This window comes from Psychrobacter sp. T6-1 (assembly GCF_052258445.1).
This window is the reverse complement of record NZ_JBQQFC010000074.1, coordinates 1-10291: the sequence shown is the minus strand read 5'-3', so window position 1 is coordinate 10291 and position 10291 is coordinate 1. Positions and strand designations below refer to the sequence as shown.

The 10291-nt window shown below is 44.9% G+C and carries 12 protein-coding genes; 6 read left to right on the top strand and 6 right to left on the bottom strand.

Annotated elements, in window-relative coordinates; translation table 11 throughout:
• Nucleotides 1-405 (top strand): NAD(+) synthase (nadE, locus tag ACTXGO_RS06135; RefSeq protein WP_443573713.1); only part of this gene is annotated, 405 nt, incomplete at its 5' end.
• Between the two features lie 142 nt (nucleotides 406-547).
• Nucleotides 548-1819 (top strand): polyamine export protein PaeA, encoded by a 1272-nt coding sequence (gene paeA, locus ACTXGO_RS06130; protein ID WP_443573711.1) that lies wholly within the window; start codon nucleotides 548-550, stop codon nucleotides 1817-1819.
• 25 nt (nucleotides 1820-1844) lie between these two features.
• On the opposite strand, the gene ACTXGO_RS06125 is transcribed toward paeA, so the two are convergent.
• Entirely contained in the window at nucleotides 1845-2582 is a 738-nt protein-coding gene (locus ACTXGO_RS06125) for a YggS family pyridoxal phosphate-dependent enzyme (protein WP_435950193.1), read from the bottom strand.
• Nucleotides 2583-2852: 270 nt separating this feature from the next.
• Between ACTXGO_RS06125 and ACTXGO_RS06120 the strand changes: the two genes are divergently transcribed.
• Both ACTXGO_RS06120 and ACTXGO_RS06115 read left to right on the top strand, forming a co-directional pair.
• Nucleotides 2853-3890, top strand: coding sequence for a type IV pilus twitching motility protein PilT (locus tag ACTXGO_RS06120; protein WP_443542517.1), 1038 nt, complete (start codon nucleotides 2853-2855; stop codon nucleotides 3888-3890).
• A 56-nt stretch (nucleotides 3891-3946) separates the two neighbouring features.
• Nucleotides 3947-5068 carry a PilT/PilU family type 4a pilus ATPase gene (locus ACTXGO_RS06115; protein ID WP_317200748.1) on the top strand — a complete coding sequence of 374 codons (1122 nt, stop codon included), beginning with the start codon at nucleotides 3947-3949 and terminating at the stop codon, nucleotides 5066-5068.
• A gap of 133 nt (nucleotides 5069-5201) precedes the next feature.
• Here ACTXGO_RS06115 and fur read toward each other — a convergent pair whose 3' ends face one another.
• Entirely contained in the window at nucleotides 5202-5633 is a 432-nt protein-coding gene (fur, locus tag ACTXGO_RS06110; RefSeq protein ID WP_317200747.1) for a ferric iron uptake transcriptional regulator, read from the bottom strand.
• Nucleotides 5634-5933: 300 nt separating this feature from the next.
• Here fur and ACTXGO_RS06105 point away from each other — a divergent pair, with 300 nt between their 5' ends.
• Nucleotides 5934-6356, top strand: coding sequence for an outer membrane protein assembly factor BamE (locus tag ACTXGO_RS06105; RefSeq protein WP_317200746.1), 423 nt, complete (start codon nucleotides 5934-5936; stop codon nucleotides 6354-6356).
• 31 nt (nucleotides 6357-6387) lie between these two features.
• Here the strand turns inward: ACTXGO_RS06105 and ACTXGO_RS06100 are convergent, their stop codons facing one another.
• The 4 genes from ACTXGO_RS06100 to ACTXGO_RS06085 form a co-directional block, all read right to left on the bottom strand.
• On the bottom strand, nucleotides 6388-6720 hold the full coding sequence (locus ACTXGO_RS06100; RefSeq protein WP_443573709.1) for an RnfH family protein: 333 nt from the start codon (nucleotides 6718-6720) through the stop codon (nucleotides 6388-6390).
• On the bottom strand, nucleotides 6708-7850 hold the full coding sequence (locus tag ACTXGO_RS06095; protein ID WP_443573707.1) for a hypothetical protein: 1143 nt from the start codon (nucleotides 7848-7850) through the stop codon (nucleotides 6708-6710). Before ACTXGO_RS06095 ends, ACTXGO_RS06100 begins: the two co-directional genes overlap by 13 nt.
• Nucleotides 7851-7962: 112 nt before the next feature.
• Nucleotides 7963-8631 (bottom strand): c-type cytochrome, encoded by a 669-nt coding sequence (locus tag ACTXGO_RS06090; protein ID WP_443573705.1) that lies wholly within the window; start codon nucleotides 8629-8631, stop codon nucleotides 7963-7965.
• A 339-nt stretch (nucleotides 8632-8970) separates the two neighbouring features.
• Nucleotides 8971-9318 (bottom strand): c-type cytochrome, encoded by a 348-nt coding sequence (locus ACTXGO_RS06085; RefSeq protein WP_443573703.1) that lies wholly within the window; start codon nucleotides 9316-9318, stop codon nucleotides 8971-8973.
• A gap of 229 nt (nucleotides 9319-9547) precedes the next feature.
• Between ACTXGO_RS06085 and yihA the strand changes: the two genes are divergently transcribed.
• Nucleotides 9548-10291, top strand: a 744-nt coding sequence (gene yihA / locus ACTXGO_RS06080) for a ribosome biogenesis GTP-binding protein YihA/YsxC (protein WP_443573701.1), incomplete at its 3' end; no start/stop codon positions are given.

Here is a 10291-nt window from a genome sequence, read left to right as displayed (position 1 = left end):
GGTGATATGGCAGGCGGCTTTGATGTGCTAAAAGACGTCTACAAAACGCAAGTGTACGATTTGGCAAATTATCGCAACCGCTTAGAGGATACGCCCGTTATTCCCGAGCGCGTGATTACTCGCCCGCCATCAGCTGAGCTGCGCCCTGATCAAAAAGATCAAGATAGCTTGCCTGATTATGACGTATTAGATGGTATCTTGACGATGTATATCGATGAGGATATGGGCTATCAAGACATTATCGATAAAGGCTATGATGCTGACGTCGCTGCCCGCGTGATTTCTCTGGTGGATCGTAGCGAATACAAACGCGCGCAGGCACCGCTTGGCACCAAAATCAGTCACAAAGCTTTTGGTCGTGAGCGCCGCTATCCTTTAGTCAATAAGTGGTCGATAAAAGGCTAACTTATAACGCTTTATTCTGGGGCGCGTTGAACAATCAAACACGCCCTAATACTTTATGATTAGCTGGGTGCTTACCCAGCTTTTTTAGTGGCTCATTTTGACGCCCTTCCCCTTGGTTATCATCATTTTATTTGAGTCTCTCATGAGCTTGTTAAGCGCTAGTGTCTTTATTCTTTTACTTATTATATTAGCCGCGCTTGTTTCAAGCTCTGAGATGGCGATTGCCTCAGCACGCAAAATTAAGCTGCAAGTCATGGCAAAAGAGGGCGAGGTACGCGCGCTTGATGTGCTCAATATGCAAGAGCACTCTGGTAGCTTTATCACCGTGGTCCAAGTCGTGCTCAACGCCGTCGCCATTTTGGCTGGTGCTATTGGCGAGTCAGCGATCAGCTCTTATTTGCAGGTACTATTGGGTCATGAAACCTTGGCGTCTATCGTATCATTTGTACTCGTCACTAGTATCTTTATCCTATTTGCAGACTTGATGCCGAGGCGTTTGGCGATGTCTAACTCTGAGCATATCGCTATCAGACTAGTTAGACCGATGATCTTTTTGATCTTTATTCTAAAGCCGCTGATTTGGGTATTTGATGGCGCGGCCAATTTAGTCTTTAAACTCATTGGCATCTCAACCGTACGCCGCGACGATATGACGCCAGAGGATATCTACGCGGTCATGGATGCCGGTGCTGAGGCCGGCGTTCTCAAAAAACAAGAACACCATCTAATTGAGAACATTTTTGAGATGCAAGAGCGCACGGTAACCTCAGTGATGAATCCGCGCGAGCACATCGTCTACTTCAATAGCGATACCACAACTGAGCAAGCTGTCTCGGTCATGATAGAGCAGCCACACAATAAGTTTTTGGTCTGTCGCAATGATGATTTGGAACATATCATTGGCTACGTTGAATCGCGCACCTTTTTGGCCTCAGTGCTTGAGCAGCGCAAAGTGGAGTTAACTGACAAGGCATTGTTAGAACTGGCGCTCTTTATCCCAGATACGCTGTCACTGTTTGAGGTGTTAGAGACCTTTAAGTCAAACGGCGCTGACTTTGCGGTTATTGTTAATGAGTATGCGATGGTTGTGGGCGTCATCACCTTAAAGGATGTGATGAGCATTGTGATGGGCGAGCTTGTGACGTTAGAGGAGCAGCTTATTGTACAACGTACCGAAAACTCTTGGCTGGTGGACGGTATGACGCCAATCGAGGATGTGATACGTGCTTTGGGTATCGTCAACCTGCCCTTTAGTCAAAATTATGAAACCATTAGCGGCTTTATGACCTATATGCTGCGCAAAATTCCAAAGAAGACAGATACTATCGAATACGCGCATTATCGGTTTGAGATTCTGGCAACCGATAATCTTAAGATCAATCAGCTACTGGTTACCAAACTTGACGACAGCTGATAAGTGAGTTTAAAAGCCTTTTGAGCTAATCGCGTGCGCCAAAGATCGCTGTACCCACACGTACCATAGTCGAGCCGCTTGCAATCGCCTCTGCCATATCGCCACTCATCCCCATACTCAAAGTATCCCAAGCGATGAGCTCTGGATGCGCCTCCTTAATCTCATTAAATAATGTTTTAGTACGCTTAAAAGCATCGGTATCTGTTTTGGACGGGATAATCATCAGGCCGCGCAGACATAACTGCTCATAGTTCTTTATCGCGGTTACTAACTCTGGTAGCTCGCTTGGCAAACATCCTGACTTACTGTCTTCGTTATCAATATTTATCTGAATCAAAACGTTGAGTGCGCCCATATTCTCAGGGCGCTGCTCATTTAAGCGCTTGGCAATAATGTCACGCTCAAGCGTCTGTACCCAATCAAAATTTTCAGCGATATCTCGCGTCTTATTGCGCTGAATGCTACCAATATAATGCCAAACGATGTCACTCGTTTTGGACTCATTTTTTAGCACTTCTATTTTTTCAAGCGCCTCTTGCAAGTAATTTTCACCAAAATGGCGCTGTCCTTGCTCAGCTAAAGTGGCAATCATTGGCGCAGGCTTGGTCTTTGAGACCGCAAGTAAAGTGACGTTGTTCTTGTTTGCTAACTTGCAGGCACCTTTAACTTGCTCAAGCGTTTGTCCCCAGCGCTCAACCAAAGCTTCGCTATCAAAGCCGAGCTCTACAACATGCTCACTTTTATCATTGTAATTATTGCTCATAACTCTCTCATTTATTCGTTTGCGATGGTCAGTCTATTCTCTTTACCTATAATGGCATTATTTTTAAATTTTGTCTTAATATGGCATATATTTTGCTCTTAAATTAAATATTAGTTGAGTGTTTATGATATTGTTATCTCAACCACTTAACAATCAAATGCTTGTCAGCTTTGCATGGTTGGCCTTTACTGATGACTTTTAGCGACTGGCTAGGTGCTACTGATTTGTCCTTACCGATAGGAATACCCAATTATGGCTGAAAAGAACACCTTGAATATTGAAGATTTATTGCGTTTTGCAGTCAAACACAATGCATCAGATTTACACATATCAGCTGGTATGCCCGCGATGATCCGCGTCGATGGTGAGATGACCCGTATCAATATGCCTGTGATGACGCATCAAGTGGTACATCAGCTCATCTACGACATTATGAACGATAAGCAGCGCGCTGATTTTGAGGAGTTTTTTGAGACCGACTTTTCTTTTGAGATTCCAGATTTAGCACGGTTTCGGGTCAACGCCTTTAATCAAAATCGCGGCGCAGGTGCCGTATTTCGTACTATTCCCTCCAAAGTATTGACGATGGAGGACTTAGGTATGGGTGAGGTGTTCAAGCGCGTCTCTGACTTTAAACGCGGCGTGGTCTTGGTGACAGGCCCTACGGGTTCAGGTAAATCAACGACCCTTGCCGCTATGATCGATTATATCAACGAGAGCCGCAAAGAGCATATTTTAACGATTGAGGATCCTATTGAGTTTGTACATGAGTCCAAAAAAAGCCTGATCAATCAGCGCGAAGTGCATAGAGATACTTTAGGCTTTGAGCCTGCGCTGCGCTCAGCACTACGTGAGGATCCTGATATTATTCTCGTCGGTGAGCTGCGAGACCTTGAGACCATACGCTTAGCGCTTACCGCTGCTGAAACGGGGCATTTAGTCTTTGGCACTTTGCACACAAGCTCTGCGGCCAAAACCATTGACCGCGTCATCGACGTCTTCCCTGCCGCCGAAAAAGACATGATTCGCGCGATGCTATCAGAGTCGCTACAAGCGGTTATCTCACAAACCCTGCTACGTCGTCAAACCGGCGGACGTATTGCCGCTCACGAGATTATGCTTGGCACGCCCGCTATTCGTAACTTGATTCGCGAAAACAAAATTGCACAGATGTACTCCTCTATTCAGACGGGAGCTGGCGACGGTATGATCACTTTAGATCAAACCCTCAAAAACCTAGTAGCGCAAGGCGTTATAAGTAAAGACGTTGCTCGTCCTTACGCCAAGCAACCAGAAGCATTTATTTAACACAACACATTTAAATCAGCATGACATGACAAGCTTAAGGACAAGGATAGATCACTATGGATTTTGATAAATTATTACAACTGATGGTCAAAAAAAACGGCTCTGACCTTTTTATCACTGCTGATGTTCCGCCTTCTATGAAAGTCAATGGTCAGATATTAGCGATTGGCAAGACGCCGCTTAGCGCTGAGCAATCTATGGCTTGGGTCAAAAGCGTGATGACACCCAGTCAAGTTAAAGAGTTTGAGACGACTAACGAGTGTCAGTTCGCCATTACCGATAAAGCGCAGCAGGCCCGTTTTCGGGTTAGTGCCTTTGTTCAGCGTGATATGGCAGGTATGATCCTGCGTAAGATTGAAAACAAGATTCCAACGGTTGAAGAGCTGTGTTTACCGCCCTCGCTAAAAGAGCTGGCGATGAAAAAACGCGGAATTATCCTATTGGTCGGTGCCACAGGAACGGGAAAATCCTCTACCTTAGCTGCCATGATCGGTCACCGTAATCAGCACTCTCATGGTCATATCATCACTATCGAAGACCCTATCGAGTTTATTCATGAGCACCGCGGCTGTATCATCACTCAGCGCGAGGTCGGTATCGATACCTTGTCCTTTGAAGCGGGCCTCAAAAACACCTTGCGTCAGGCGCCCGATGTTATCTTGATTGGTGAGATTCGTAATCCTGAGGTTATGAGCTACGCTATTCAATATGCCGAAACAGGTCATTTGGTATTTGCAACCTTACATGCCAATAACGCCAACCAAGCGATTGATCGTATCATTCACTTTTTTGAGTCCGAGCGCCACAGTCAACTGCTTATGGATCTCTCGCTAAACTTACAAGCCATCGTCGCCCAGCAACTGATACCGACCCCTGATGGTGAGGGCTGCCGCGCTGCGGTAGAGATTTTATTGAACTCAAAACTAATCAGTAGCTGTATTCGTAAAGGTGATATTCACGAGATTAAAGAAGTTATGACGCGCTCGCGTGACAGCAATATGCAAACCTTTGATCAGGCGCTACTTGATTTGTACGAAGAAGGCGAAATCACTTACGAAGATGCGATTATGCATGCGGACTCCGCCAATGATCTGCGCCTAAAAATCAAACTCAGCGGCAAAAACCGCGGCGAAAAAGTTGATGAAGATTCTGACGGGCTATCACTGGTTATCAATTAGAGCCCTTTAATTTTAGTATCCTCTTCTTTGACATACCTACTCTTGTAGTGCTTATATAATTAACCCTCAAAAAAACAGCCCTCATCTTGAGCGCTGTTTTTTACGTTATAATCAAAATTTATTTTAACGCCTATTATCTAGCATTGTCTTGGCACTCTTTATTATTGCAGATACCGTACAGCACTAGCGAGTGACCTGAGAGCTTAAAGCCATGCTCTTTGGCTACCTTGAGCTGTTCTTCTTCGATAATTTCATTATGAAACTCAATGATCTTACCGCAGCCATCACAGACCAAGTGGTCATGATGCTCTTCTTGGGTAATCTCAAACACTGATAGATTATTTTCAAAGTTATGCCGCTCAACGATGCCTGCTTGCTCAAACTGAGTCAACACGCGGTAAACGGTTGCAAGGCCTACATCTTCACCTTGTCCAATGAGTGCCTTGTATACCTCTTCTGCGCTCATATGATGCATCTCAGCGCTCTCAAGCAGCTCCAATATTTTGATACGAGGCAAGGTTACTTTTAGTCCCGCTTTACGTAGATCTTGATTAGTTAAAGACATAATATTCCTTTTAACGGTCAGATTTTAGCAACTGATTGGACGCCTTTATTCTTAATTTGGGCTTATTAAGTACCAAAGCGCAAGTCCCTGAATTTACGATAAAAACAGTTTATCATCTTAGAGTAGGTTTGGTAAATAATGTGGTAAATGGTAGGCAATAGGTTCTAAATGACGTATCATTTGTCCAAGATTGTCGGTAGTACTTATTGTTGATAGCAGTACTTATCATTGATAGTACTTATTGTCGATAATATATATTTTTGGCAGTACTTAACACTACCGCGCCTAATCCATTTTTTAATGAGTCATCTTATCATGATACAGTCATTGACCACTCGTTTGTTTTATCGTCCGCAAAGCCTGTTACGTAGAGCGGCTACTATTGGCATGTTGAGCGCAGCAGTTGCAATGTCTGGCTGCTCTTTGCTTAGTGTATACAAAATAGATTTGCCGCAAGGGACGCCTGTCACTCAAGTACAAGCGCAAAAGCTTAAAGTCGGTATGAACCAAAACCAGGTGCTCTATGTGTTGGGTAGCCCTGCCATCAGAGATACCCTAGCGCCTAACCGCTGGGACTACATCTATGATTACAAGGCGGGTACTGAGGGCGAGCGTAAGGGAATCGCTGATGTCAAAAACGCCAGTCAGCATCTGATTGTATACTTTGATGAGCGCGGTATTGTTACGCGTATTGAAGGTATAGAGACCCTTCCAGCATCATAATTCATAGTGTAACGTTGTCATTACTCTACGTTTAATGACGTGATTTGTTTTTGCGCTGAGACATTGGATCAGCGCTCAAACTACGATACACCTCGATACGATCAAAGGGCTGCAAGCGGTAATTAAGCGACTGTTTTTGTGCATAGATACCCACATGCCAGCGCTTAGCTGTTGGCACTTTTATGTCTACAGCTTGCTCGCACCAAGACGCCAAAGAGGCAAATCTCGCCAGCCATCCTGCTTGCATGAGTGCCTCATATAGTGTTGTCCCCTCTTCAACCACAAGCGTTGTGTAATGCTGACGCTGCGGCTTTTCTGCATAAGCTAAGTAAACCGTTATAGGATTAGCTATCAGCTCAGCCACTGCAATACCCACCCTATCAAAGCCAGCACCAGTGCTAAAGGGACGATGAGGCGTATCGCCACACGCCATAGATTATAAAACCCTTCATTAGCAAAGTTAAGTGATTTGCGTAGATGACTGATCTTCATCTGCCAGCCTGCAAATATAGACAATAGCAAAACTGCTACCGTGCTAATGATAACCAGCAGCCCAACCAACCAACTTGCAGGTATTAGTACCACTAGCAATAGCCCTAAAACCAGAGTAACAATTAAACTAACCATCACACCAAACTTGTGACTTAACTGCCCAGCGGCGTAATGCAACAGGTAACTGGCCACAAAAATAACCCCAGTCCAATATAGTAATTGACCGATCGGCGGTAAGCTAAGCCCGCTTATAAACAAAGCTATCACGCCAACGACGAGCTGTAGTATCCATATCGGTAGTACCAGCTTACTTGCTCTATGACTCTTGGTCGCCCGATGAATCGCAGGGCGATTTGAGGCAGCGCTATTTGAAGCTGCCACCGCGCTCCCTATTTGCCGAGCCGCCAGATTTTGACCGAACCAATATAGGCCAGTACCTGCACCTACGCTGACCAGTGCTAACGCCACCGCGCGTCCCCATTCGCTCAAGCTAATACCTGTCATCGCAAACTCAATCTGCGGCAAACCATTAGCTACGCCAAGTATCAAGCCAAGTATCATAAGCCCAAGACCGATAGGTAATGGCGCTACCCCGAGTAAGCTCAATAGTACCGCTATCACCATCAAACCTGCGGCAATAGCAAAGCTTGGAATAGCAGGGTCACTATCGAGCGCCATCAGCCCTGTGATAATACCCTCAGCTGCTCCTGAAATGACCAGTGCAGCAATCACAATAGAGACGAGTGCAGCAAGCCAACCAAAGCTGCGCCAAAATGGACTGGCATCAGCTTCACGCGTTAGTTTTTGCATGCCTGCTATTGGCGCATCGATACTGCGATAAGCTAAGGCAATCTCAGCGTAGACCACAGGCAGGGATACTAATACCATAGCCAGTAGCCACAATAGCCAAAAGTCAATTTCACCAATAGCGCTAGGCGCAAACCAACGAAAGAGCAATAAGGGCAAAAGCGCGGCGATAAAGTAAGAAGCGTAGCGAATCATGATAATCTCAACCAAAATAGCAGATAAGAGTAGGTTTATAATGATAAAAAAACCCCGATAACGGGGCTTTATAATTTAACATAAAGATTTTAAAACTTGGGCACCAAAGATATTAGTGAACGGCGCTAATATAATCTGACAAGATACGAATATCACGATCGGATAATCTTGAAGCGACCGTTTGCATCATGCCTTTTTCGCCTTCTTTGGCCGCATCATTGTAACGCATCTGAGCATCACCATCGACCTCATCTTCACGGCCTGCAGCGCGGAATAGTTTGAGCTGCGTTGAGATGTATTCGGCATGCTGTCCGCCCAGACGTGGAAACGCCGCCCATGCGTTGCCAGCGGCATCAGGACCATGACAACCCGCACAGCCAATCACGTTACGTGATTTAGCGCCGCCTAGATATAGCTTAGTCGCTTCTTGGTGCGTTGCAGGATTGCCAAAGCCTACGCTCCACGGCGCTTGATTAGCATAGTATGCGGCAACGTTTGCCATATCTTGCTGCGATAGGTTAGCGACCTGTGATTGCATAATGCCATTAACGCGATAACCTGACTTAAAGTTGATGAGTTGCTTATAGAGGTATTTGACATTTTGACCGCCAAGGTTAGGCTGTGATGGGATCGGACTGACGCCATCGACACCATGACAGGCCGCGCATACGGTCTCAGCGATTTGTTTACCAGCATTAATGTCATGCTCAGGAACGATAATGGCACTGTGAGCGCTAAAACTTGCAACACATAAGCTGGCGGCAGCAATTAACTTTTTCATTGATAACAATCCTACTGGCTCGGCATAAGACTAATATGAGATAGTAAGTAACTTTCAGACATTCGGCAGATCAAACTGTACTTAATCGTTATCAGCGACAACTTTTATGTCGCAACATGGCTATGCGAAAGTCTTAGTTTTATACTATTTCAGATGACTTACTGATATCAGGGTTTATTTATAAATATTATAGCAAGACTTTGTAGTATTTGCCTACTTAATCCTAGCACCATATGGTTTTTGTGCCGATTGATTTTATGACAAATTATTGACTCTATAACAACGACGATCTTGCGCCACCTACTTCGCAGACTACATGACTTTTAAGTCGTGATAATACTATTTAGCCATATGTTCTATTAATTGCCTGTAATCCTCGTCGCTACAGGTCTCGCACAATCCGCCAGCTGGCATCTGAATCATGCCGTTCTTTACCGAATCAATCAGAGCGGGCATACCCTTTTGCTGTATGAGTTTTTGCCATTTAGCACTATCGCCTTTTTTGATAGCTCTTAGGGCGCCACTATCATGACACGCCGCGCACGAGTCGTTGTAGATAGCCTCTACATCAGCAGCTTGAACCGTTGTTGCTGCGCTCAAACTAAGTATGACGATAGCACTACTACCTATGAACACGCGTTTGAGTTGGGTTAATGATTTGATTAAAAGTGTGGTGAATGCATACATGGAACACCTCCTTTATTGCTCTATAATCTCTCAACTATCATTGTAACCATATATGTCGACTTTAAGTAGGTTTATCAAGTTTGGCTTTGGTAAATCTCAAATGGACTTATTACCCTACCCAAAATAATTTTGAAGGCATTATCTAGTTTAATGTTATGCTGCACTTATAATTTATCTGGTGTTTAAACTCAGATAACCCAAATTTTATTTTTAGAGTAACGAGTCACTTATGAGTACCCCGTTCAACGATGTCGCTGCCGAAAATGCAGCATTCAATACCAAATCTCGCCAGCGTATTCAGCAAACTGAGTTTATGACCTCAGCGCCTACCTTTCGTCTTTGCCCTCCTGATGAGGGCTTTGAAGTGGCTTTTGCTGGGCGCTCAAACGCAGGTAAATCATCAGCGATCAATGCCTTGACCAATCAGCGGCAGCTGGCACGCTCGTCTAAAACACCTGGACGCACGCAGATGATTAATTTTTTTAGTATTGGTGATACGCATACCCGTCTGGTTGATTTGCCAGGCTATGGCTATGCTGCGGTGCCGCTTGAGATGAAAAAAGAGTGGCAAGTAGAGCTTGAGGAGTACTTAGTATCGCGCTCTAGTTTGGCAGGCTTGGTGTTGATGAGTGATATTCGCCACCCGCTCAAGTTCTTTGATGAGCAGATGCTGCACTGGGCCAAAGACGGCGAGTTGCCAGTACACATTTTACTCACTAAGGCGGATAAATTTAAATACGGCGCTTCTAAAAACGCCTTACTCAATACTCGCAAAAGGCTAAAAGAGCTGGGGCTTGATTGTACTATTCAGCTGTTCTCCGCCCTTAGAAAAGAAGGCCTTGATGAATTAGCAGGGGTAATGGGACACTGGTATGAGTACAAGCTAGGCAAGAATAATGTCCTTGAATACCCTACCAAAGCTGATGATACAGCGCTCTTGGATAGTGGAGGCACGATTGAACAACAGCCAGAT

Excerpts from the sequence above, each read along its gene's own strand:
- paeA (WP_443573711.1), top strand. The coding sequence starts at position 548 with ATGAGCTTGTTAAGCGCTAGTGTCTTTATTCTTTTACTTATTATATTA.
- ACTXGO_RS06125 (WP_435950193.1), bottom strand. The coding sequence starts at position 2,582 with ATGAGCAATAATTACAATGATAAAAGTGAGCATGTTGTAGAGCTCGGC.
- ACTXGO_RS06115 (WP_317200748.1), top strand. The coding sequence starts at position 3,947 with ATGGATTTTGATAAATTATTACAACTGATGGTCAAAAAAAACGGCTCT.
- fur (WP_317200747.1), bottom strand. The coding sequence starts at position 5,633 with ATGTCTTTAACTAATCAAGATCTACGTAAAGCGGGACTAAAAGTAACC.
- ACTXGO_RS06105 (WP_317200746.1), top strand. The coding sequence starts at position 5,934 with ATGAGTCATCTTATCATGATACAGTCATTGACCACTCGTTTGTTTTAT.
- ACTXGO_RS06095 (WP_443573707.1), bottom strand. The coding sequence starts at position 7,850 with ATGATTCGCTACGCTTCTTACTTTATCGCCGCGCTTTTGCCCTTATTG.
- ACTXGO_RS06090 (WP_443573705.1), bottom strand. The coding sequence starts at position 8,631 with ATGAAAAAGTTAATTGCTGCCGCCAGCTTATGTGTTGCAAGTTTTAGC.
- ACTXGO_RS06085 (WP_443573703.1), bottom strand. The coding sequence starts at position 9,318 with ATGTATGCATTCACCACACTTTTAATCAAATCATTAACCCAACTCAAA.